Below are 24,238 nucleotides of genomic sequence, written 5' to 3' on the forward strand. Positions count from 1 at the left end.
ATCTGTAAAATCCGACACAAAAATGTACCGACTATGAAAACTAGTCGGTACATTTTTGTAGCTATTTTTCATTTTATTGGTATCAAACAACTAGCGCTGCAGTCACTAATGATACCAATCTATTTAATCTTTTTTCCCCGCATTCTTCACGCTTTCTGCCACGACTTTAGCGACATCAGGCTGAAACGCATCTGGAATGATAGTGGTTGGAGTCAATGCTGATTCGGGGATCAAACTAGCGATCCCTTGTGCTGCTGCGATCTGCATCTCGATCGTGATGTCTCTTGCTCGAGCGTCTAATGCGCCTCGGAAGATTCCCGGAAAGGCCAAGACATTATTGATCTGGTTAGGGAAATCACTGCGACCAGTACCGACGATAAAGGCGCCAGCTGCCAGTGCTTCATTAGGGAAAATCTCTGGCGTTGGATTCGCCATAGCAAAAATCACTGGTTTTTCTGCCATCGTTTTGATCCACTCAGGGTGCAGCACACCGGGAGCTGAAACGCCTACGAAGACATCTGCTCCTTTGAGGGCATCTTCTAGTGTTCCTGTTAGATGTTGACGATTGGTGACTTTGGCAATTTCTGCGTGATGGAGCGCAAGTTCATGGTTCGTTTCTGAAATGATCCCTGCTTTGTCGACAACAGTGATGTGTCTGATGCCAGCAGCCAAAAATTTTCGGGTAATGGCAAGGCCAGCAGAACCACCGCCGTTGATCACGATTTTGACCTCTTCAAAGGATTTGTCGATCAGCTTCAGGCTATTGATCAAAGCGGCTAATACCACGATGGCAGTTCCGTGCTGGTCATCGTGGAACACGGGGATCGGTAATTCTTCAATCAAGCGTCGTTCGATCTCAAAGCAGCGAGGGGCGCTGATATCTTCTAGGTTGATCCCACCAAAGGTTGGTGCGATTGCTTTGATCGTTTGAATGATTTCTTCGGTGTCTTGCGTATCTAGGACGATCGGAATCGAATCGATTCCGGCAAAGCGCTGGAACAAGGCCGCTTTGCCTTCCATGACCGGCATAGCTGCTTTGGCACCGATATTGCCCAAACCTAACACCGCTGAGCCATCGCTGATCACGGCGACAGTATTTTTCTTAGTGGTCAAGGTGTAGGCGAGTTCTTCGTTTTCAGCAATTGCTGATGAAACAGCTGCGACTCCTGGGGTGTAGGCGATACTTAAATCTTCTTTTGAATCAATAGTGACTTTAGAAACGACGGCTAATTTGCCCCCATTTTCCTCGGCTTGTTTCATAGCTGCTTCTTTGACATTCATCGTTGACATTCTTGATTTCTCCCTTCCGATTTCAAACAATTAAAATAATAGTCGTAAAAGTGCGGTCATTGAGATAACCGTGATCGCGCCACCCAAACGTGTAGCTACTTGGGCAAATGGCATCAAATTCATGCGGTCGGCGGTACTTAAGATCGCGACATCGCCGGTTCCACCCATTCCGCTTTGACAAGCAGAAACGATGGCTGCTTCGATAGGGTACATGTTCATAAAGCGAGAAACGATAAATCCCGTGGCAATCACAGTGAAAACGACGCTAATAACGACTAAAAAGTATTGCCAAGTCAGCATACCGACGACATCTTTCAAAGGAATATAAAGTAGTCCTAATCCTGCCATGAGTGGAAATGTAAAGTTACCAGAGATGAATTTGTAAAGCTGTTTTGATCCTTTTTGGGTTTCTTTTGGTACGACATTCAAGTATTTCAAGAAAGCGGCTGCTACGATCATGAGAACAGGTCCAGGAAAACCAGTGACGTGTTCCAGCAAACCGCCGAGAATAAAGAGCGTACAAGCGGTCAGCACACCGGCACCCATCAATTTGACGTCGATCGGTGATTGATCTTCAACCAACGCATCTTTCAAATCATCCCCATCACTCATTTTGACGAGTTGGCCTTTTCCTGAAAGCTGCGGTTTTTGTTCCCCTAAGCGAGTCAACAAGCCAGTACAAACGATCGCGAAAAAGTTGCCGATGATAGTGGCTGGAATCAACTGACCGACCAATTGCTCGCTACCTAAACCAGTGATGGCACTATAGCCTAAGGAAAGCGGTAAGATTCCTTCCCCAATACCGCCGGCTAAAACAGGAGTCACAATAAAGAACAAAGTGTGTTTCCAATCTAGCCCTAACAGGACACCGACAAGGGTACCTACGCCCATCGCTAAGACCATGCCTAACATCATAGGAATGATCATTCGCATCAACCCTTGGACTAAGATTTTGCGATTCATACCTAAAATGCTGCCGCAAACCAGACAGGCGATATAGAAATAAAGGAAGTTTGCTTGCTTCATTAAGATATTAGTTGATTCCAATACGTTTTGATTGATAAGATTAAAAAAGACCAGGATTGACGGAATCAACAAAGAAAAAATAGCGGGACCACCAAAATTCTTGATGATGGGGATGTTGGCACCAATCGTTCCTAATAACCAGCCTAAACTTAGGATAACGGCGAACCCCCCCAACATATTGACAGGCAGTTGCTGTAGAAAAGCAGTGATCAAGATAATGGCAGACATTACCAGATAGACGGGCAAAGGAACGGAACCAACATAGAAAGACCACCACTTTGCTTTGGTTTGCTTTTTTTCAACAACGGGTTGTTTTGCGACGACTTGTTTCATTCAAATACCTCCTTTGGATGTTTCCAGTATAAGGAAGCGCTCACAAACAAAGAAGATTATTTAACTAATTTAATTAAATACAACTTAAAAAAAGACCTTCGGAAAAAGATTCCTATGTTAAAATGAGCGTGTAATGAACGCTTATTAGCAATTGAGGAGGAACGACTATGCGAGAGCGGCCAGTTCGGCTGTGGGTGCTGTTAGTAGGAATTTTTACCAGTACCTTATGTATCGTTCTAACATTATTTTATGTACTGATGATGATGGAACAAAAAGAGCAAATGCACCGGGATGAAGAAACGCTGCTGCTATCGATCGGTCGTCAGTTAGCATCAGAAGCGGAGGTCAAGCAAGCACTGCGGGAAAAGAAAGCCAGTCCCCAGTTGCAATCATATACCAATGAATTAGCAAAAAATTATGGGTTGGATTTTATTGTTTTGATGGATCAAGACGCTATTCGGATCACGCACCCAGACCCTGAAAAGATTGGTCAACCTTTTACAGGTGGCGATGAAACACCGGCAATTGAAGGCAAGGAGTCTCTCTCCATTGGCAACGGCACCTTAGGACAGTCCTTACGTGGGTTCGTTCCAGTGAAAGAAGATGGAGAACAACTTGGCGTCGTGGCATTAGGGATTAAAATGACTTCACTGCAATCGCTAATCTTACTATCGCAAAAAGGCTATCGGAAAGCATTGTTCATCAGTTTGCTATTAGGCGGGGGGATTGCATTATTCGTGGCATTTTATTTGAAACGACAACTGCATAATCTGGAACCGCAAGAAATCTCACGTTTGTTAGAAGAACGCAATAGTATGCTGGAAGAAACCAAGGATGTTGTTTTTGTCTTAGACTTAGCGAAGAACATCTTGCTGGCAAATCGAGCTGCCACGGCATTGCCGCTTGCTACTGCATCAGAAGATGGCTTGGTTGGCCAATCCCTGCTAACGATCTTGCCTGCTTTGCAGCACGTCGATTTTGACAAGAAGCAAGAGCGGTTAGTACAGCAAGAAGGGCAGGACTATGTCTTTTCATCGGCACCGATCATCGTGAGAAATCAGCAGATAGGGCATATTATTTTTCTAAGAAATGCGACAGAGTCTTTATTTATTGCGGATCAGTTGGCAAATACGACAGCCTATGCGACGGCACTGCAAAGTCAAGCCCACGAATTTATGAACAAACTGCATGTCATCTATGGTTTGGTGGATTTAGAAGCCTATGAAGAGTTGACGATCTATTTGGATGATATTTTGAAACCAGAGAAAGAATTTGCTCATCGGCTAGCGATTCTTATTAAAAATCCGTTGTTGGCAGGGTTTTTGATTGGCGAGCGGCAAAAATTTTTAGAAAAGAAATGCCAGCTATTGTTAGAAATTTTTCCAGAGATTCCCCAAGGGGCCGTTGCACATGAAACCAAAGTCTTATTAAACCTTTATCAATATATACATCATCTTTTGCTGCAAAAGCATTTGACTCAAGAGGTATTTATGAAAATCGAGTACCAAGAAAATCAGTTGCAAACGAGTTGGCAGCTAGCGGAAGAAATGTTGACACCAGCGGAACAAGTGACTTTACAGCAAGTAGGCTATTTTCAGCAATTACTGCATGAAGTCAATGGGACGATCACTTTTCAGGAAGCGCAAGGCGTCCTAGAAGTGACGATCACGAATGATTATCGGAAGGAGCAGCTATGAAAGCCAATATTTTGATTGTTGAAGACGATCCGATGGTTCAATTTATTCATCGCAGCTATTTAGAACGTTTAGCGGTTTTTGAGCGAATTTTTTCGGTGGAAACAGTGGAAGAAGCACAAGAAATGCTGCAAAAAGAAACCATTGAGCTGCTCTTGCTGGATATCCATTTGAAAGATGGCAATGGCTTGGAGCTGTTGCAAACATTACGGGAACAACAACAGGCTGTGGATGTGATCATGATCACGGCTGCCGATGAAACACGATTGATCAGCCAAAGCCTACATTTGGGGATGTTGGATTATTTGATCAAGCCGTTTTCCTTCGAACGATTTGCCCAAAGTATCCAAGTATTTCAGCAACGACGGGAAAGCCTCAAACATCCACGGATCGCTCAGCAACAAATCGATCTGCTGCTGCAGGGAAACCAAAAAAGTCCGTGGATCGAACTAGAAAAAGGGTTGACAGAAGACACGCTTCAGCTGATCCAAGAAACGATTCGTACCATCAAACAGCCATTTACAGTCCAAGAATTGGCGCAAGCTTGCGCATTGTCCCATGTATCGGTAAGAAAGTATGTCGCCCACTTAGAAAAGACCAAAGCCATTCGCAGTGAAAATGTGTATACAAAAATTGGGCGTCCGTATAAACAGTATTTTTTGACATATGCAGAAAAGCAGACAACGGATTGAAAAATGAGCTCTCATTATCAGCTGCGATAAATGCATTTAATAATCAAAATACGAGTATTTTTCTATTTTTGTTAAGATTTTATGATTATTATTTCAATTAAACCTATTCTTTATTAGACTGATTGATAAAGAAGGAGGAATAAAATGAATAAAAAAACACTGATTTTACCAATAATCTTAGTTACTTTAACAGGGTGTGGGGCTCAAAATGAAGACGACATAGCACAAGCAGATACGGTTGAAGTGCCAACGATCACTCTCGCTGCAATCGAAGAAGCACAAGAAGCTTGGGCTGAGAGCATCGTAGCTATTGGGGAAGCAAGTACGCAGAGTGAGGAAGCTGCAGAAGAACAAGCTAAAGAAACCCTTGATACGTTGTATGCATTTGATGAAGGAACAGTCCTTTTTAAACCGACGAAAGCTGCTGAAATTCCTTTCCGCTCAACAAAGGAAGAAGCCTTGTCTTATTTCGTTGGTGGTGATATTGAAGAAGACAGCGGGTTTGCTTTAGAGCCGTGGACAAATGTACGCTTTGACAATCACGATACGATTCTAAATGGTGATACAGCACTTTCTTCAGGAAATTATTATTTTACATCCGGTGAGACCGGAGAAGAGGTAAAGGTCGAATATACATTTGGGTATATGTTGGATGAAGACGGCAACGTTCGAATCCAGTTGCAACACTCGAGTGTTCCTTTTCGTTAAAGGAACTAGCAACAGATTTAACTATTGGTTGTATAAAAGTAATACTGTATTGAATGAATGAAACAAAACGAGACGACGAAGTACCTACTTTCATTACTTCGTCGTCTCGTTTTGTTGGAGTGATTTGAGCAGAGCAATCATTATTTTTGCGATTGGAATACTTCAATCGCCTGATGAATTGCTAACAAATCAGGGACGGTGACTTGTGCATTGATCAATAGGACCGGTGCTTTTTCATAGGTTTCAGACAATGGAGTGGTGCTTAGACAGAGATCGTAGTCGTCGTCGATAAACTGATCACGAATATCAAGGTTGTAGAACCCTTGAAAGGGCGCTTTGATCAGTTCTCTGATGGTCAGTGAAATCGCCAGCGGCAAGTCTGTTTCCAGTTTGATCTTGATTTTCTGCTGAAAAGTAGCTGGCGGCAAAATCAGCGTCCACGCCATAGCGACATGAAGAGAAAATCCGCTTCGTTTCAGTGGCTCTTTTTGGTATAACGAAGTTTTTGTCACTAGCTTTTCGGCTTGCTTTTGCAAATCAGGAAAATGTTCTGCTAAAAACTGTGCAGTATTATAGCCGGCTAATGTATGGTCGACCGGTCCAAACAATTCGACAGTCAAAAGCCCATTCAAGAGGGTATTCACGATCCTACTTTTGCAAGGGCGGGTCAACTCGGATTTTGGTGCGAACGCGGTCATCGACCAGAGAAGTTTTTGGATGCTCGTCGTTGGTTTTTTGGGGGAAAACGCAGCGTCCAGTTGCGCATCGGCAAACGTTCGATCGAGATTCGATGCTAGCCACAGAAAACAAAAGCGGCGTTCATTCTCATCAAGAAAGAAGTGTTCCGCTAGTTCTGACGATAAATGGTTGTAGATGGCGGTCTCTTCATCAATCAGGGATTGAAACAGGGAAAGATCTTCCCCAATCAAAGGGGCTTCGATCGCTACTGCTTCTGCTGAAATCCGTTGTCCTTTGCGAAACCGCAAAATAGTGACAGCCAAAATGTATGTGGTCATTTTCAATTCGATCGGGTTAAAGGGAATCTGATTGTTTTGGTAGAAGTCTTGTGCGATGGTTTCACATTTTTTCTGGGAAAGACCAGTAAAGGGCCAATGCAGACCGGCAAATGTTCGCCAAAAGAAGACCATCATAAAGTAGCGGATACGGGCTTCGCTGCCTACGAGTCGAACCGTCCCTTTTTGCTTTTGCAGCTGAAATCCCAATGGAGCAAGAAGGTTTTGCAACGCATAGATTCGTTTACGAACGGTTGATTCGGAGAAGTAATGGTCAGCGGCGAATTGGATCAAATTGATCTCATTTTGCAGCAAAAGGGTTTCCAGTAAATAAAAAAAGGGATTCGCTTCCAGCAACTGCCGACTCAATCGCTTGTAGTCTCGCTTAGTCCCAATGAAGGATAACCCAAAGCCGTGTTTGGCAACCAAAAGCGGTGAGGGATCGTCTTGTAAGGAAAGCGAGCGTTTGCTTAAAGTGTCGAAGCTTTTTTGGATGGAGCGGCGATCCAAAGCCAACGCTTGACTGATCTCTTCAATGGGAACAAAACGTTTTTGAAGATACAAAAACCGCAACAAGTCGATATCTCTCTTGAGAGTGTGTCCAAAAAATGGATAAAACCGTTCCATAATTCAAGCTCCGTTCTAAAGGTTTCTCTATGTACTCGATTCTCTTATGATAGCACAAAAAACGTGATTTTTTTGTAAATGAAATCAGCAATTTTTTGTCTCCTTTTCGCAGCAAAACCTTCTATACTGTTTTCTGACAAAGACTCGCTTTCCTCAGCATTCATGGATCTGCTGAGGAAAGCAGTGCGGAAATAAAGGAGCGAAAGTGATGAAACACAAAAGAGGTTGGCAAAAGCATGCAGGGATTTTTTTCCTGTTGTTGATGGGGGTTCTCATGGGCAGTCTGACTGTAAACAGTGAAACCACCACGTATGATTTTGACTATCAAACTGATGCGACCGGACAGTATTTGACAAATGGAACGGCGCAAGGAGATACGTACAACTACAAGTATGGACAGGCGCCGGGGGTTGCTTTTGATGAAGAGAACTATGTCAATTATGCAGATGAAGCTTATCTGAAAAAGAGTGTCAAAGAAGCTGCGGGCCAAGGACTATTTGATGTAACGTTAGCTGTCAAAGGCAATCAGACCAGTACCCCTGTTGATCTGGTCATGGTGATTGATTACTCATCCTCCATGACTGGAGAAAAATTGACCAACGCCTTGTTGGGGCTGCAACAGTTTGGAAATGAATTAGCTGATTCGCTAGCGAATGGCTCCATTCGGATCGGGATCGTTGCCTACAATCGAGAAGTTTACACTACCAACGGTTTTTCTACCGATATCGCGTACTTGGAACAATTTCTGCGTGAGACGGCCGAATCCCATTCTGGAACTTTTATGCAAAAAGGCTTATTGGCTGGACAACAACTGTTACTGGAAGAAAGTCGTCCAGAAGCGGAAAAGCTGTTTATTCATATCGGTGACGACAGTGCCAATCGTAGTTATTTGCCAGTAGATGAGGCAGCGGTTTATCAAAATACCGGCGCAATCAGTGACTATAACGGTTATCACACGGAAAGCTATATTGAAGAATTTCAAACGTCAGCCACTGCTTACCATACGACAAGTAAAAATCCATCAGATTCGCAAGCCATTCCTGTTAGCAACACTGTGGTGACAGACGAGACCCTTGGCACGATCGTCGCGCTTAAAAAATCTGGTTTTACCTATTATTCGGTAGCAACGGCGCCTTCCGCACGAGGGGAATACATTGGGCGCAATCTGGCGTCTGCACCGAGCAATTACTTAACAACGGATGAAAACCTGAGCGGATTGGGTTCAGCATTGACAGAAATCGCCAATCATATCGATAAAACCATCCCTGACGGGACGATTACAGATCCGATGGGAGAGGGCATTCTTTTGCAAGGGGCAGGTAATTTTGATGCTGATCAGTATCAGTTAGTCGGATGGCGCAAAAATGCGCAAGGAGAGTGGGTCGAGGCGCCGGAAGTTGCAACTGGAGTAACCGTTTCTGAAAAGGATCAGACTATTACCGTCAGTGGGATAGCCTTAGGTGAAAATGAAAAATTGACCTTGACCTACCAAGTTCGCTTGAATACGGAAGCCCCAGATTTTAAAGGAGAGGCGTGGGTGTTGTGCAATGGCCGTACGACCTTAACACCAGCAAGCGATGATGAAGCGTTGGATTTTCCGATACCTTCCATCAAGGCACCCAATGTTTCCCTTGCTGTTCTCAAAAAGTGGGTCAATGTCTCAGCAGCTGAGATTCCAGACCAAATCGATTATCAAGTCAAAAGAACCACCACTACGGCAGCAGACAGTTGGCAGCAGTCAGACCGTTTGACCCTTGAAAAAGCCAATGATTTTCAAGCATCATTAACAAAGATACCCGTTGCTGGTCAAATGGCAGACTTACCAAAATACAACAATCAAGGGGAAGACTTCGTGTATCAGGTTGAAGAAGTCAATATCCCCGACGGCTTCGAAAGCAGTGTGACGACTGAGGGAGATACCCTTGTAATCACCAATACAAAAAAAGAAACCGAACCAAGTACCACGGAACCAAGTACCACGGAACCAAGTACAACGGAACCAAGTACAACCGAACCAAGTACAACGGAGCCAAGCATTACCGAACCAAGTACAACGGAACCAAGCACAACGGAGCCAAGTACCACAGAACCAAGCACAACCGAACCAAGCACAACCGAACCAAGTACAACGGAACCAAGTACGACGGAGCCGAGTACCACGGAACCAAGTACCACAGAACCGAGTACGACGGAGCCAAGTACAACGGAACCAAGCACAACAGAACCAAGTACAACGGAGCCAAGTACCACAGAACCAAGCACAACCGAACCAAGTACAACGGAACCAAGTACGACGGAGCCGAGTACCACGGAACCAAGCACAACAGAACCGAGCACAACCGAACCAAGTACAACGGAGCCAAGTACCACAGAACCAAGCATTACCGAACCAAGTACAACGGAGCCGAGTACCACAGAGCCAAGTATCACGGAACCAAGTACCACAGAACCAAGTACGACCGAGCCAAGTATAGCAGAACCAAGTACAACGACCACAAACCATGACGGTGCCACGCTAGTAAATCCCCATGAGAGCCAGTCTACTGAAACAAGTGCTAGTAGCGAAACCACGAAATCTTCCAGTCAAGAAAAAGCAAAGGCTCTTCCTCAAACGAATGAGCAACGAGCTGCATGGCTGGTGATTCTAGGCGCAATCATGGTAGGCGGTGTGTTTACAAGCGTACTGAAAAGGAAATAGGAGTTAGCTCTAACTTATAATTCTATAAAGTCAGCTAGACAAGTGTCTAGCTGTTTTTTTGTGCTTTAGGCAGTTGAAATCGGCGCTGTTACTAAAAAAGCTGCGGCTTATTGGTGAGTACAGCTAGCAATTTATAAAAGAGAAACAATAAACAAAAACGTGTCTGAATTATTTAAAATAACATCTAATATTTACCGTTGAGAGCCCGCAGAACAAATGATTCTTTGCGGAAAGTCAATATTTTTGCACCCTCGTGTGCAAATGCTGGATAAAAAATAGGTGGTAATTTTGTTAGAATCAAACAAGAAACATTGCAACGATTCGAAGGCAGCACTAAAGGAGGGACCTACGATTTGATGGAAAATTTATAGGAAATTTGCTAAAGGAGATTACGCCCGTGAACAGTCTTACATTCCAATTGGTAACGAACTCAGTGAATCGAAGAAGCCTTATACTATTGGCGTACATGGAAAACGAACAGATTTTGAGTGTCAAACAGCTCTCAGAAAAAGCGAGTATTTCTCGGCGGACGATCTTAACGGACTTAAAAGCACTACGCACATTTTTTGGTGATGCGATCTCTCTTGAAGGGACCCATCACGGGATGAAGTTGGTAATCAATGATCATGGTGAATACTATAAAAAACGACGCTCCTTCTATGAGCGAGAACCACTTATTTTATTAGTACAAGCTTTTTATGCGGGACAAACGTTTCCTTTTTTAGCTTGGATTCGAGCCATGCATATTTCAGAATCAACGGCAAATCGACTCATAAAAAAATTACAGCTGATTCTTGATGAATACGGTTTGGTGGTAACCAAAGCACCGATTGGGCTGATGGGAGAAGAGATCAATCAGCGAAAGTTCTTCTGGGATTTTTATTGCGAAACGCACTATTTTGAGTTGCCGGTCATTGAACATCAGCTTCAAGAAACGCTTTTAAGAAGAATTGAGCAAAACGTGGGGATCGTTTCAAGAAAAAAGGTCATCAATATTATTCGTTTGTCTGTTCAGCGTGCCACTTTTGGAACCTTGATATTTGATCCTGAGATCCTAGCATTGATCCAGCAAGATCCGCTTTTTTTGACGATCAGTGAAACACTTCAAGAAAGCAGCAGTCTCCAACCCATTGCGAAAAAACGGCTCGTTCAGGAAGCGTGCTTTATTTACTTAATGCTTTATGCGCAGTGGGCGCTTCGAGGGAAAACGAGGATTCCTCTCAATACCTTTTCAAAAACGAGTAAGCGATTCGTTGAACTCTTTGTTGCTTTTTTTGAACAGCACAATACTTACCTTGACGAGCCTTGTGGAATTCAACAGGTCGTGGAAGATTTTTTAGTCCGGCAATATGCAAAAGTTGGCTTAGCACCTATCTACTTAAAAAATCCGGATAGTACGAATCAATTTGTGTTTTCTTTGCCTTTTGATCTATATGAGCCTTTGATTAGGTTTATGGAAGTGAATGAGATTCCGCAATGTTTCAAAAATCAATTTTTGAGGGACTTTTGTTGTTCCTTCGTTCTCTATCTTTTTGGCAATCAATTGATCCGGGTTTCACAAAAAATCGTGGTGTTGCTTGCCAATAATTATGTGATCGATGAATGGGTCTACAGTATTTTTGAACATCATTTTAGTGGTCGAATGGCTGTGCTCTATGAAGAACAATTAACATCGGAACAGATCAACCAGCTTGACTGTGATATTTTGATCACCAATATCATTCCATTTGATTACTCCATAGAAAAGCAACCGCAGGTATTTTTTTTGCCTAAATACATTGGGTATAAAGAAGCGATTAAAATGGTTGTCTCCATCTTAAATGAAGGATTGGAGGACTTCGTCTGTGTCTGAAGTATGTTTTTTGAAAGAGAAAAAGGGGCGAAAGGAAAATGAGGGGGAATACATGCCGCTTCATAAATTGAGGTATTTCATTGTAGCGATGTTGGTTTTAAGTTGTCTGCTAGTCGCTGATTTCGTAGAAGCCAAAGAAGTGTCCACCGCTAGAACAGAAGGGGTCATCCGTTTTGTTGGTGGTCAGGAACCTGCAAAGCCAGAGCCAAAACCGCCGACAGGAAAATGGCCAGTACCTGAAGATGATTCATCTGGTCACGCAAAAAATGATCGTTTTCCGCAAACGAACAGTCACCAACGACTGCTTATTCGCTGGATAGGTCTGCTGCTCGTCCTCTTGAGTGTGGTCGCTTACTTGAAATTAAGCACACGACGATCAGATCGTGAGAAAAATAGCCTTTAGGCAATACGGTCGCACGCTTGTTTTAGGAAACGACTGTTGTGGTTTTTGAAGAAGTGAGAGGATTAGTAAGCCAACTGGCAACCAGTTCTAGCGAAAAAAGGTTTACGCATCAATCAATAGTAATCATCGTAGATTCTTTCTGCGAATAATAATAGTAAAAGGAGTAATTTTTTATGAAACGTATTTATTTAGCAACAATCGGTGTCATGAGTATCGCTGTGTTATCTGGGGGAGTGACCGCAGCAGCAACCCCCATCCTGGAAGGAAATACCGAAAATGAAGTAGATTTCATCCCTGGGGAGGAGGAAGAGATCGATGTTGAGTTACCTGAAAAAGAGCCAGAGGTAGAAATTGATCCGATCGATCCAGAGGTAACCGGTCCGTTCACTTTGGTGCATGTGCCAAAGCGCTTCGATTTTGGAACCCAAGTGATCAGCACAGGCCCTGGAAAATCCGCAATGCTTGCGGAGCTGGAACGACTGTCTGATGGGTCAGGAACCGCGCCATATGTCTCTTTTGCTCAAGTATTGGATACCCGTGGTGGACACAACGGCTGGACGTTAAATGTCGATTTGGATCAATTTACAAGTACAGATGCCACTTCGAATCATGTATTACGTGGGGCTTATATCGAATTTCAAAATCCACAGATTCGTTCGAATGCATTAGATTCGGCTACTTTCCCAACAGCACCTAGCGATCAATTTAACCATCAAACCATCGATGTTGGAACGGAAGGCAACACCTTGATGTCTGCGGCTCCTGGCCAAGGGGCGGGACTTTCAACGGTTCAATGGGGCAATCAAACCCTGCTAAATCAACAGCATGCAGCTGGGGAAGAGGATATTCTCAATGAAGCGATTTGGCTCCATATACCGACAGGAGCGAATCCGCAAGCAACCGCTTATACGGCTACTCTGACTTGGCATTTAAGTGCCACTCCTGGGAATTAAGGGATAAGTTTTTTGGAAGAACACAGCAAAGAAGCCAGTCTTTTAGCTTGGCTCAGAAGCATGAATAAAGGCACATGATTTTAACGAATCATTTTACCAGTAAGCGCGATAGCGAATGATACGCGTGTTGCGATTAGGGAAAAACGAATCAGGAAGTGAGTAAGGGATATAGGGAATAGGCAGGAGACGAGTTGTTCCTGCCTATTTTGAAAGGAATGATTCATTATGAAGACACAAAGCAAGAGATCAGTCAAGAATAGGCTAGTAGCTGGGTTTGTTTTACTGGTGATGGTACTCGTTGGATTGCCGATGACAGGTTGGGCAGAAACACAATCAGAATTGCCATTTCATGTGGTCCCCAATTTGCCGAAAAGCCAATTGCCAGATGGGAATAGTGGCTATTTTGATCTAGAACTAGCACCAGGGACCGATGATGTTCTGGGGATTACGATTCAAAATCGCGCGGAAAAGGAAATCACGATCGAAGTTTCCGCACATACGGCGTTCACTAACGGAAATGGCGTCGTGGAATATGGCAAAGATGCCGCAGAACCTGATCCGACTTTGCCTTATTCGATAGCTGATCTAATCGAATCACCTGGAGAGATTATTTTGTCAGCTAAGGAAAAAAAGACGATCGAGTTACCCATACATATGCCTGAAGAAGCCTTTACTGGTAGTCTAGTCGGCGGTTTACGTATTCGAGAGGTCATCGCAGAAGCGACTGGATCAGAGGAAGAAGGTGTTGCGATCCAAAACCGGTTTGCTTATATCCTAGGCGTTGTTGTCCGCAATGAAGCGTCTATTATTGAACCAGAGCTTGCGTTATTGGATGTGTTTGCCGGTCAAGTCAATTATCGCAATGCGTTTCGGGCAACGCTACAAAATCCGTTGCCGCGTTTTGTCAATCGACTAGAGGTAGAGGCAGTTGTTAGACGAGCGGATCAGGAAGAAGTCTTATATGAGGCGCAGCGTGAAGGGATGCAAATGGCGCCAAATTCACATTTTCATTTTCCCGTTTCATTACAGGGGGATCGTTTTTACAGCGGAGAATATGTAATGAGCTTAACAGCTCGAGCTGAAGGTGAGGAGTGGACATGGGAATATCCGTTTACTGTGGAAGCAGACACAGCACGACAGTTGAATCGTGAGGATGTCACCATTGAAGAGGGGCAAAACTGGTGGTTGATCAGCGCATTAGGACTAGTGATCTTCCTTATTGGAATAATCATTTGGCTGTTATGGAAGAACAAAAAGCCGACCATGGATACGTAAGAAGTAAAGGAGAGCATGGAATGAAAAAGCAAAACTTGAAATATTGGATTCGCTTGCTGCTTGTTTTTATGGGATTACGCTTGATGAGTGTCCCGCTCATCGTTGTTTTTGCTGAAACCGAGCCGCCATACCTCGCACAACCGCTAGCGGATGAGGGAGTTCTGGAGGAGTTTGCCACAGGAACATCTGAGCCTGAAGGGACGGTGCAGTTCAAAGAGCCTAAATTTGCTGGTACGGTAGGTCAACCACTTACGATCGATTTGGTCAGCGACCAAACGGTGGCAGAAATCTTCCTAGAATTACCAGCAGAAGTCAAGCTGATGACTGATGTATTGGCACCCGGACAAACAGCAGCAAAACAAAGCGATCAATGCTGGCAGATCAAAGCAAGTCAAGCACGGCAAACATTTTCTGTTTTGATCGTTGCCGAACTTCCTGGAAGTTTTGTTATAGCCAGTGCAGGAAGCGAAGCGATCGTTGAAATAGCTGCTGCAGAGACAGACACTGAGGAAACACCGAAAGACTTGGAAAATGAGTCCTTAGAATCGCAAGAAACGGATAGTGATCCTGCTGAAAAAGTAGCAGACATTGAGCGTCCGCAGGAGGAGTCAGCGGTACAGGCGGCTAGTGAGATCGTACCAAGCGCCTTTGATGGTGGCACAGCTTACGTAACGACCATGGCGGAGTTTATTAGTGCTTTACAAGATCCAGCCGTATCCATTCTTTCCTTACAAGCGGACCTTGTCCAATCTACTTCCAGCATAATGACCATCAATCGTCCGATAATGATTCAAGGAAATGGTCATGCATTGACCCTCAATAACAATAGTGCTTATTTTCAATTATTAACCGTTAACGAAGAAACGATTTTTCGTATCGAAAATCTCACTTACCAAAAAACAGGCACTACCGCTTTGATCCAGACCACCAATGCGTTGAGTAAAAACTGGGTCGTTGAACTAGAGGAAGTAGAAGAAGCCTCGGAGAATCGGTCACCTTTTATTTTAGCACGAGAAGCGAAGGTTCACTTTACTGGTGGGATCAATCGCTTCGAAGCAATGACGATGGCTTCCGATACCTTGTTCAATCTGAAAGAAGTGGAGGTCGGAAATCAAGCGCAAGTGATTATTAATAAGCCGAATATGTGGATTTTTTATACAGCACCAGATATTCAAGATCCTAGGTTGTTGATCGATGAGGGTGCGCAAGTGAGCATTACTACGCGACTAGGGGATGCGAATACAATCGATTTACGTGGCGATAATGGTCAAATGGAACTCAATCATGGTGCTCGTTTAACTATTCGCAGTCCAGGAACGACTGCTGCTCCGACCAATGGTAATAATAATGCCGTTATTCTGTCTGGGAGAAATCCTCGCTTTATTGCAGCAGAGAATTCAGTTTTTTCAATCGAGGTTACAGAAAGAAAACGCGGGCTTGTTCTGACTGGAGAGCAGCCAGAATTGACGATCCAATCTGGTGCAAACGTAACGATAAACACAATGAATGCGAGCGCCATCCTCTTAAATGGTTTCTTTCCTTCTGCTACGATCGCAGGAGATGAAACACAAGTACGGGTGAACAATGAGACGGCGGCAGATGCCAATGCGATCGAACTAGTAGGAGACAACAGCAATTTTTATCTTTTTGATGGTGGTACGCTCATTGTGGAAAGTCAGGGAGCAGCCACAGCAATGTCGGAGGAACAAAATATTGCACTATTTATGAAGGGGGCGGATCCAACAATGGTTGTGGGGGATGCTGCCTTATTGCAGATTGAAACGACACAAAGAAGGCGCGGCGTATTTCTGACTGGTGAGAATCCTAAGTTGACGATCCAGAACGGTTCAAAAGTACGCTTGACCGCCGAAAATGCGAATGCTTTACGGGTCAACGGAAAAAATGCCGACGTCACCATTAGTGGCGAAGAGACACATGTACGGATTTTCAGTGAGATTGCAGCGGCAGAAGGAGCAGCATCCTTTGTTTTATCGACACCGTCGAATGCGGCAGAAGCTGGCGCTCTTACTTTGAGTGAATCAGCAGTCTTAGAGGTCGAAAGCATCACTGCTAGTGCGATCAATATCACTAGTCTGAACTTTACTTTTAAAGTTCAAAGCAATGGACAATTAATAGCTAGCAGCCATGAGGCTGACGGGGACCACGCAGTGATTCGATTTTTATACTTCGGTTTGGTGACCTTTCATGTAACGGATGGCGGAATAGTAAAAGTTCGTAAAATAGGGGGGAGCGCACCCTTGATCCGAATTCCTAGTGGAGGAAATTCTTTTGAGATCACAGAAGGCGGCATCGTTGACCTTTATAATCCGGGAAACGGCAGCGCGCATGATGGGAATGTCGCTGGAGGAAATCAAGGAATTTTTTATGCGAGAGGCATCCATGATAACGGGACAGAGAATAATTTTTCAATCGTAGGTGTCGATAGTAAATTTATGTGTGTAGCAGATAGTGGTCCGGGGATTGACATGCATACCTACTTCAATTCAACGATCTACGTTGAACAAGGATATTTCCAAGTGGAAGGGCGGACAAGTACCCCGAATGGTGGCGTGTTTCGTTCAGGTAAACTATCTGTCTTCTTGAACGATCCAGTCTTTTTTGATTTTCGTAATGAGCGGCTTGATGGAGGAAACATCTTTAGTGTTTCTAATCTTTCAACTTTAACAGCGACGAATAGTGACTTAGCTGTTTGGAAAAACGGGTCAAATCTCTTAGGAGATCCCGATCTAAATTTCCCAACCCTCGATTTTGCTTTTTCAGGAGCTGATTTTGGCACGTTAGGTTTGACGAATAAGCCAGAGATATTGAATACGGAGACATTTGGCAATCAGGGACTGACAGCGTATTCTCGCGTAAGTTCAAACAATGCGCGTTGGGCGATCGTCGATGAGTTACGGGTGCCGACGAATGCGGACAAAAAAATTCATGGGCGAGTCAGCTTGCCTGTTGGTTTTGATGGCACTCGCCCTGCTTGGGATGATGAAGCGAAAGTGACCGTTGAAATTGAAACAGCAGATGGTGAGAAGGAAGAAGTCACTGCGAAAACCGTCGGACATACAGAAGACACACCGGGGATCAGTATCTATGGAGAAGAGCCGCAAGGAGGGATTTTTGAGATTCCTCTTGAGGCTCCTTTGGAAGCAGGAACCATCGTCCGAGTCGTCGCTGTCGAATTAACCAGCGGCGAACTGACAGAAGGTGCCCAACATCAAATACGGACCGAGTCTGTGCAGGTTTTCCCTATTTTGCCGCCAACGCCCGCAGCTTTTGCTTCCTACGTACTTCTTGAAGAAACAACTGAGATCCATGGCCACACGGAAGACAAAGAGGTTGAGCTAAGTGCTGCACATAATGGTGACTGGTTTGATACAGAGGCGGTGGTTATCGATGAAGATGGAACATTTACGATTGATGTAAGTGATCGGCAGTTAAAAGCGGGGGATGAGATCCAAGTCTTTCTGAAAGATTCTGCTGGTTCGGCAAAAGAAGCTGGAGTGATCAATCCGCCGACAACGAATGACGAATACGGCAATCAGAATCCAGCCTCAGAAGTTGTTTTTCGGGACGCTGTGTTTCCCGCTGCAACTACCCTGCGAATCGCCCAGACTGGCCCACTGCCACCGGTTGATCCATTAGAACCGGATGTAGAAGTGAATCCAGAAAATCCGTCGGTCATTCCTGAGAACCAAGGGTTGCTCAGTCTTGATTTTGTTTCCCAGTTCCGATTTGGTCAGGTGCCGATCCGCAGTGCCAAAGGAACGTATCACGCACTGCCTCAGCATATGAATCTTGCCGAAGGGGCAACCGAAACTAAGGAACGTCCGAATTATGTGCAAATCACGGATCAGCGTAACGATGCAGAAGAGACGAGTTGGCGTTTATCGGCGACTCTTGATTCGCAGGGCTTCCAAAATGAAGACAATGAGCCCTTGATCGGTGCTCAAATCAGCTTAGCCAATCAACGGCTTATGACGACCTCAGCAAATTCCAATGCCAGTATGCCAGAGCTTTCCACGGTGAATGATAGTGTAACTTTGACGCCAGGTGAAGCGCAGCCTCTACTAACTGGCGACAGTCAGAGTACGGGAACATGGGTCTATCGTTTTGGTGATCAAGAGACGGCAGCCACCAGTGTCGCCTTGGAAGTGCCTGCTGGTGCAAATCCCAAGTTGGGATGGTACCGTGCAACGATTGAATGGTCGTTAAGTAGTGTGCCAGAGTGAAGAAAGAATACTAGTCGGCAATAAGAAACGAATGGAAAAGACGTGTGCGGCGTTCAAGTGCCGCACACGTCTTTTCACTTATAAAAGGTGCTTTTTTCGATGTTTCGCAACGCAAAATTATGGATGATTTTTGGGTTGATGATTTTCAAGAAATTGTTCCAATCATCTGCATCTGGGATCGATTTTATCAGGAGGCATTCAACATCTAAAATATACTCTTCCAAATACTCTGCGTAATTCGTCACGACTAGATCAATCTTGTTTCGTTCCACATAATCCAAAGAAAACTCACTGGAATCAGGAAATTGCAAAATATGATATCGACCAAAATATTTTACGGCAAAAGCATTGATGTGAAGACAAATATGCGCATCCCCCTCTAAAAGAAAAGCGATTCGGCGTGGATTGCCCCAGTATTTTTCTTTTAATCCTTCAAAGTATAAAGTGAAGCGGGCACTGATTGCTGGCAGAGCAGTTGCTTCAAAGAGAGGCTCTCTAAGAAGAAACCGTGTATTTTCCTCATACTCTTTAGGGTATTGCGTTTGTGCGTAACTGGAAATTTCTTCCATACTTAGATTATAGGTAGGGGAAATCAGCTGTTTTATTTTTTCTGTTATAAAGAAAGAATGGAGAAAAATAAACTCTCGGGACTGATCATGATCGGATATTTGCTGAAACTGGCAAAAATTGGCAGTCAGTTCTTTTAGCTCAGGCCAATGGTCAAAGCGGTTAACAAATGATATTTCCCTGAGATAGTTGTTTATCCCACGGTTACTTGCTAGTAGAGCGAAAAGGTAGACCAGCTCCTCTGACGGTAAAGACAAGGAAAAAGCCGTTTGGAGTCGTTGATTGAGGGGCTGGATTTCTTGGAAGAGCTCATCTGCCAAGACGATCTTTTTTAATTGATCGGAGACAATGACAGTTTCTCCTGCTTGAGTACGCTCAAGGACAATATACAACCAATAACTGATATACCAAAATGAAGCCGTATTATTGGTTTTGCCGCGTATATTTCGAAAAAAATCTAAGACGATGTTTTGCACAGCGATCGTTGGACGTACCGTATGAGGCGTAGCGTCTGACTCATAATAAAAGGTATGAAAAAATTTGCGAATATCCGCTTCTGATCCGATCAGACGGAAATTCTTGTGATCAACAGATAACTGAAAGGGCCTCAGGGCTTTTTCAAAAAGCGTTAAATAGCGTAAAAGGGAACTTTCAGAAAGATAAAAATAGTCTGCCCATTCGGAAACTGTCCGATATTCTCCCTTAAACAGATGCTCAAGAATAACGAATAATGGTTCATTCTGAAGGAGCGCTCGTTTTCGTTCAAGATATTCCTTCGGTAGTAATTCGTGAAGAGAATAGCCATTCGACGTGGATTCGATCATTAAAGTACTTCCAAAGTAGCTCCGTAGCCCCTCCATATCATAAATGATCGTGCGCCGCGAACTCTGGACAGCTTTTGATAACTCACGATTCGAAAGGGTCTTATGCCGTTCCAAGAGATTCAATAGTTTCAACCAACGAATGGTGGTAGTAGAAGTAATAAACGTCATCTGAAAATTTTTCATTCATAACACTCCCATATGGTCTGTTTGGTGGATCGTCTCTCACGTCTGATTATGGAATATGGATACTGGCAAGGCAAGGGAAAGGTTTTTAGATTCAAATTATCGAAATGGGCGCAGAGTATAAGGAGAATTTCACCAATTCAACTTTGCTTTCCCTAGCTTTCATTGTATATTTAGGTGAAAGCGTATTTAGGAGGTAGCACGAATGGAAAATAAAGGAACCTCAGTCAGAAGTCTTTTGTTGCGCTATTTAAATAATCAGAAAAAACAAGACAATAATTACTTTATTGCACAGGCGATTCTAAGAAGTTTTTCGAAAATCCCTAAGATGACCATTTATGAACTCGCAGAAGAATGCTTTGTGTCGACTGCAGCTATTTCGCGATTCATTCGAATTTTGGCTTTTTCATCTTATACGGAATTCAAACAAGCGGTTGAAAAAGAGATCGATATCGTCAGCGATTATTCCAAAAAAGTGATCCAGCCCGTGGAACAAAGGGAGGAATTTCTGGACGAATTCACCTCAAATCTTTTGATCAATTTGAGGTACGCCAAAGAACATCTCTCGATTTCAGAACTTGAAACAGTGGTCTCTACGATCCATGAAACAGAAAACGTTGCTGTGTTTGGCTTAGAATTTGCTGCTTTTATGGGACAGCATTTGCAAAGCAAATTAGCAAGCATGGATAAAATTATTCGGATTGGTTTTACAGTGGAAGAGCAATTAAAAATTGTGGAAGAAAGCTCGCCAGATAGCTTGGTTTTGATTTTTTCGATGGAGGGTGGTTTCTTTTACTTTAGTGAAAAAGTGATTGCAGCATTGAAGAAAAAGGGAATCAAAATTATCGTCTTTACGTTTAAGCATTCTCCAATCATTGAGCGAAGTGCAGACCAAATTATCCTCTGTGGAGAGATCAACGAAAACACCGAAGGACGGATTGCTATTCTATACACGATGGAGTTACTGATTTATATGTATATGAAAAAGTTCTATTTGCCTCAATAGTTTCATATTTTGAAACAAGACCTTTGGATTTGAAACCAGAGGTCTTGTTTTGTTGTCGTTAGAATTAATCCCGGATGGTATCGTTTTCTTATAAGGGAAAGGTGGAAGGAACAATGGTTAAAAAAGATTTTTATTGGGGGGCATCAACTTCAGCATTTCAAGTAGAAGGAGGCTTTGGTGAAGGTGGAAAAGGGATTGCAACAACAGATGTGCGTCACGTACCGGAGGGAATTGCAGATTCGAAGATCGCGTCCGATCACTATCATCATCTAAGCGAAGACATTGAATTAATGGCAGACTTAGGGATCGATCTCTATCGTTTTTCGTTCAATTGGACACGTGTCATGGGTGATGGTGATCAGCCGAATCAAGAAGGCATCGATTTTTATAATCGTTTGATTGATGGGTGTCTTGAAAAAGGAATCACACCTTTTCCTACCCTCTATCATTTTGAAATGCCGCAAGCATTGGTAACCAAATTTGGCGGATGGAAATCAAGAAAATGTATTGATTACTTTGTTGCTTATGCAAAAGTTTGCTTTCAGCATTTCGGTGATCGAGTCAAGTTGTGGGGAACGATCAACGAGCAATTGATCGTCACAGCAGCTTCTGATTTAAATGGCAATCACGAAACGGATGCAGATGAAAAAATGAAGCAGATGTATCAAATGAGTTACAATATGTCGCTAGCTGAGAAAAAGACAATTCAAGTTTTTCGAAAAATCGTAAGAGATGGGAAAATTGGACCGGTGTGCTCTATGCAAGTTGTTTATCCTGAAACACCTTCGCCAAGGAACATCTTAGCAGCTAAGAACGCCGAAGACTTTTTACAAAATTGTTTTCTCGACATGTCAGTATTCGGCGAGTACCCGAAAAGCTACTGCAATTATTTGAATGAGAAAGGTTGGTATCCAGAAACGGAACCAGCTGATCAAGAAATTTTGAAGAAGAATAAACCAGATCTTATAGGGATAAACTATTACTGTAGTACCTGTATACGTGCCGTTGAACCGGGAGAAGATACAAGCAAACTACCACCATTTTATCGAAATGAGCGATTTACCTTAGGGAACAATCCTTATTTAACGAAGACGAAATGGATGGAATTTGGTATTGACCCTGAAGGATTATATATAGGTATGCGGTCGATTTATGAAAAATACCATTTACCAATGATGGTGACTGAAAACGGTTTAGCGTATTCTGATCGTATTGAAGATGGGCAAATTCACGATGTCTATCGTATTGATTACTTGGAACAGCATATTAAGCAATGTGAGCGTTTTATGGAGGAAGGATATCCTTTATTGGGTTATAGTCCTTGGTCACTACTTGATCTGGTTAGTTCACACCAAGGGTTTAAAAAGCGATATGGTTTGATTTTTGTTGATCGCACAGATGAAGATCCAAAAGAATGTCGACGAATTCCCAAAGACAGTTACTATTGGTACCAAAATAAAATAAAAAACACTAAAAAGGGGTAAGAAAAATGAATGCATTTATCCACTTTATGGAAAAAAGATTTATTCCCGTTGCGAATAAAATTTCTTCGAATCGCTATTTAAAAAGTGTGAGTACAGGTTCGATGTCATTACTAGGCGTTATTATGTTAGGTGCCATCTTTACAGTTATTTCTAGTTTAAGCTGGGAACCGTATCAAAACTTTCTATCAGTGACCAACATTGGGACAGTAATGAATTATATTCCAGCTTACACAATTGATTTATTAGGTTTGTATATGGCATTTAGTATTGCCTACTGTGGAGCAGGAATATTCGGGATCAAAGAACAAGCCTTGGGGACGGGGTTCATCTCATTGGTATGTTTCCTGTTATTAACGCCACTCACTGAAAATCCCGAAGCAAGAGCTTCATTTTTAAGTACCAATTATTTAGGCGCGCGCGGGGTCTTCGTGGCAATTTTCGTTTCACTGATCACGATTCAACTGATGAAATTGTTTGTGGAAAAAAATATTACGATCAAAATGCCCGATGGGGTGCCAGAAATGGTGACCAAGTCATTTACTTCTTTAATTCCAGCAGTTGTGATTGCGTCACTTTTTGGAATTGTTAAATTTGGTTTTAGCGTAACTAGTTATAATTCAGCGACAGATTTTGTTTATACATTGCTTCAAGAACCATTGCAGCGATTGACGGGTTCCTTAACTGCCTTTTTGATTCTTATTTTGATCTCGAATCTCTTATGGTTTTTCGGGATTCATGGTTCAATGACCGTATTGCCGATTCTCATGCCGATTTTCTTGGGTTATCTTGCAGACAATAGTGCTGCTGTGGCGGCGGGAGAAGCAGTCCCTCATGCCATTAATTTTGGGTTATACGATTTGGCATGTTTAGGGGGGAGCGGTGCAACGATTGGTTTAGTGACTGACATGTTTTTATTTTCCAAGAGTAAGCGCTACAAATCATTTTCAAAAATCGTATTTCCAAGCGGTCTTTTTGGTGTAAATGAACCAGTTGTCTTTGGAATGCCGGTGATGTTGAATGTGATGCTTTTGATTCCGTTCTTATTGACGCCATTAGTGATCACTTCTCTTGGGTACGCATTGATTTCTATGGGAATCATTACCGCACCGATTGGCATCCTAGGGGCGGGCTCGTTACCTCCGCTGATCCACGGCATCGTTCAAGGGAGTCTCTCTTTTGGTATCTATCAACTATTTGCAGTTGCTATTTCTATGGCTATCTATTACCCGTTCTTTAAAACCTTAGATAATCAAGCAGTTCAAGAAGAACGTTTAGCACAAGAACAAGCTGGATAAGAAACTCGCACAGGATTTACAGTTAACTATAATAACAACAAACGAGCGCAAGAGTGAAGTGATTCTTGCGC

Annotated in this window: 16 protein-coding genes; 12 read left to right on the forward strand and 4 right to left on the reverse strand. The window is 43.2% G+C overall.

Going from position 1 to position 24,238, the window contains the following annotated elements; genetic code table 11:
* Positions 1–123: 123 nt before the first annotated feature.
* Positions 124–1,290 carry an NAD(P)-dependent malic enzyme gene (locus IGK85_RS02890; protein WP_008378024.1) on the reverse strand — a complete coding sequence of 389 codons (1,167 nt, stop codon included), beginning with the start codon at positions 1,288–1,290 and terminating at the stop codon, positions 124–126.
* A 30-nt stretch (positions 1,291–1,320) separates the two neighbouring features.
* The gene (locus IGK85_RS02895; RefSeq protein ID WP_008378026.1) at positions 1,321–2,649 is read right to left on the reverse strand and encodes a 2-hydroxycarboxylate transporter family protein; all 1,329 of its coding nucleotides are present in this window, start codon (positions 2,647–2,649) and stop codon (positions 1,321–1,323) included.
* Between the two features lie 167 nt (positions 2,650–2,816).
* Here IGK85_RS02895 and IGK85_RS02900 point away from each other — a divergent pair, with 167 nt between their 5' ends.
* The 3 genes from IGK85_RS02900 (at position 2,817) to IGK85_RS02910 (ending at position 5,743) form a co-directional block, all read left to right on the forward strand.
* Entirely contained in the window at positions 2,817–4,346 is a 1,530-nt protein-coding gene (locus IGK85_RS02900; RefSeq protein ID WP_008378028.1) for a Spo0B domain-containing protein, read from the forward strand.
* Positions 4,343–5,035, forward strand: a complete 693-nt coding sequence (locus IGK85_RS02905) for a response regulator (RefSeq protein ID WP_008378031.1) — start codon at positions 4,343–4,345, stop codon at positions 5,033–5,035. Before IGK85_RS02900 ends, IGK85_RS02905 begins: the two co-directional genes overlap by 4 nt.
* A 144-nt stretch (positions 5,036–5,179) precedes the next feature.
* A complete protein-coding gene (locus IGK85_RS02910) occupies positions 5,180–5,743 on the forward strand; it encodes a hypothetical protein (RefSeq protein WP_008378032.1) in 564 nt (187 codons plus the stop codon).
* Positions 5,744–5,883: 140 nt separating this feature from the next.
* Here IGK85_RS02910 and IGK85_RS02915 read toward each other — a convergent pair whose 3' ends face one another.
* Entirely contained in the window at positions 5,884–7,383 is a 1,500-nt protein-coding gene (locus tag IGK85_RS02915) for a helix-turn-helix domain-containing protein (protein WP_008378034.1), read from the reverse strand.
* A gap of 208 nt (positions 7,384–7,591) precedes the next feature.
* Here IGK85_RS02915 and IGK85_RS02920 point away from each other — a divergent pair, with 208 nt between their 5' ends.
* The 6 genes from IGK85_RS02920 to IGK85_RS02945 all read left to right on the forward strand — a co-directional run bounded on the left by IGK85_RS02920 (position 7,592) and on the right by IGK85_RS02945 (position 18,808).
* Positions 7,592–10,081, forward strand: coding sequence for a VWA domain-containing protein (locus IGK85_RS02920; RefSeq protein ID WP_008378037.1), 2,490 nt, complete (start codon positions 7,592–7,594; stop codon positions 10,079–10,081).
* A 397-nt stretch (positions 10,082–10,478) separates the two neighbouring features.
* Positions 10,479–11,933 (forward strand): helix-turn-helix domain containing protein, encoded by a 1,455-nt coding sequence (locus tag IGK85_RS02925; RefSeq protein ID WP_008378039.1) that lies wholly within the window; start codon positions 10,479–10,481, stop codon positions 11,931–11,933.
* A gap of 52 nt (positions 11,934–11,985) precedes the next feature.
* Positions 11,986–12,336, forward strand: a complete 351-nt coding sequence (locus IGK85_RS02930; protein ID WP_228100637.1) for a cell wall protein — start codon at positions 11,986–11,988, stop codon at positions 12,334–12,336.
* Positions 12,337–12,509: 173 nt separating this feature from the next.
* Positions 12,510–13,289, forward strand: coding sequence for a WxL domain-containing protein (locus IGK85_RS02935; RefSeq protein ID WP_008378042.1), 780 nt, complete (start codon positions 12,510–12,512; stop codon positions 13,287–13,289).
* Positions 13,290–13,514: 225 nt separating this feature from the next.
* Complete coding sequence (locus IGK85_RS02940; protein WP_008378044.1) at positions 13,515–14,564, forward strand: WxL protein host-binding domain-containing protein; 1,050 nt, start codon at positions 13,515–13,517, stop codon at positions 14,562–14,564.
* 20 nt (positions 14,565–14,584) lie between these two features.
* Positions 14,585–18,808: a WxL domain-containing protein gene (locus tag IGK85_RS02945; RefSeq protein ID WP_008378046.1), complete on the forward strand. Its 4,224-nt coding sequence runs from the start codon at positions 14,585–14,587 to the stop codon at positions 18,806–18,808.
* 74 nt (positions 18,809–18,882) lie between these two features.
* On the opposite strand, the gene IGK85_RS02950 is transcribed toward IGK85_RS02945, so the two are convergent.
* Complete coding sequence (locus IGK85_RS02950) at positions 18,883–20,382, reverse strand: helix-turn-helix domain-containing protein (protein ID WP_008378048.1); 1,500 nt, start codon at positions 20,380–20,382, stop codon at positions 18,883–18,885.
* Positions 20,383–20,587: 205 nt separating this feature from the next.
* Between IGK85_RS02950 and IGK85_RS02955 the strand changes: the two genes are divergently transcribed.
* From IGK85_RS02955 to IGK85_RS02965, 3 genes are all read left to right on the forward strand, one after another.
* Complete coding sequence (locus IGK85_RS02955; RefSeq protein ID WP_008378050.1) at positions 20,588–21,388, forward strand: MurR/RpiR family transcriptional regulator; 801 nt, start codon at positions 20,588–20,590, stop codon at positions 21,386–21,388.
* 113 nt (positions 21,389–21,501) lie between these two features.
* Entirely contained in the window at positions 21,502–22,872 is a 1,371-nt protein-coding gene (locus tag IGK85_RS02960) for a glycoside hydrolase family 1 protein (RefSeq protein ID WP_008378052.1), read from the forward strand.
* Positions 22,873–22,877: 5 nt separating this feature from the next.
* Positions 22,878–24,167 (forward strand): PTS sugar transporter subunit IIC, encoded by a 1,290-nt coding sequence (locus IGK85_RS02965; RefSeq protein ID WP_008378054.1) that lies wholly within the window; start codon positions 22,878–22,880, stop codon positions 24,165–24,167.
* Positions 24,168–24,238 lie beyond the last annotated feature (71 nt).

Origin of the sequence: Enterococcus sp. AZ015, assembly GCF_050499225.1 — a bacterium.
Lineage (GTDB): Bacteria > Bacillota > Bacilli > Lactobacillales > Enterococcaceae > Enterococcus_D > Enterococcus_D entomosocium.

Bases quoted from the DNA above. Each gene is read 5' to 3' on its own strand.
- IGK85_RS02955 (WP_008378050.1), top strand. From the start codon at position 20,588: ATGGAAAATAAAGGAACCTCAGTCAGAAGTCTTTTGTTGCGCTATTTA.
- IGK85_RS02910 (WP_008378032.1), top strand. From the start codon at position 5,180: ATGAATAAAAAAACACTGATTTTACCAATAATCTTAGTTACTTTAACA.
- IGK85_RS02945 (WP_008378046.1), top strand. From the start codon at position 14,585: ATGAAAAAGCAAAACTTGAAATATTGGATTCGCTTGCTGCTTGTTTTT.
- IGK85_RS02960 (WP_008378052.1), top strand. From the start codon at position 21,502: ATGGTTAAAAAAGATTTTTATTGGGGGGCATCAACTTCAGCATTTCAA.
- IGK85_RS02940 (WP_008378044.1), top strand. From the start codon at position 13,515: ATGAAGACACAAAGCAAGAGATCAGTCAAGAATAGGCTAGTAGCTGGG.
- IGK85_RS02965 (WP_008378054.1), top strand. From the start codon at position 22,878: ATGAATGCATTTATCCACTTTATGGAAAAAAGATTTATTCCCGTTGCG.
- IGK85_RS02895 (WP_008378026.1), bottom strand. From the start codon at position 2,649: ATGAAACAAGTCGTCGCAAAACAACCCGTTGTTGAAAAAAAGCAAACC.
- IGK85_RS02900 (WP_008378028.1), top strand. From the start codon at position 2,817: ATGCGAGAGCGGCCAGTTCGGCTGTGGGTGCTGTTAGTAGGAATTTTT.
- IGK85_RS02950 (WP_008378048.1), bottom strand. From the start codon at position 20,382: ATGAAAAATTTTCAGATGACGTTTATTACTTCTACTACCACCATTCGT.
- IGK85_RS02920 (WP_008378037.1), top strand. From the start codon at position 7,592: ATGAAACACAAAAGAGGTTGGCAAAAGCATGCAGGGATTTTTTTCCTG.
- IGK85_RS02905 (WP_008378031.1), top strand. From the start codon at position 4,343: ATGAAAGCCAATATTTTGATTGTTGAAGACGATCCGATGGTTCAATTT.
- IGK85_RS02935 (WP_008378042.1), top strand. From the start codon at position 12,510: ATGAAACGTATTTATTTAGCAACAATCGGTGTCATGAGTATCGCTGTG.
- IGK85_RS02890 (WP_008378024.1), bottom strand. From the start codon at position 1,290: ATGTCAACGATGAATGTCAAAGAAGCAGCTATGAAACAAGCCGAGGAA.
- IGK85_RS02930 (WP_228100637.1), top strand. From the start codon at position 11,986: ATGCCGCTTCATAAATTGAGGTATTTCATTGTAGCGATGTTGGTTTTA.
- IGK85_RS02915 (WP_008378034.1), bottom strand. From the start codon at position 7,383: ATGGAACGGTTTTATCCATTTTTTGGACACACTCTCAAGAGAGATATC.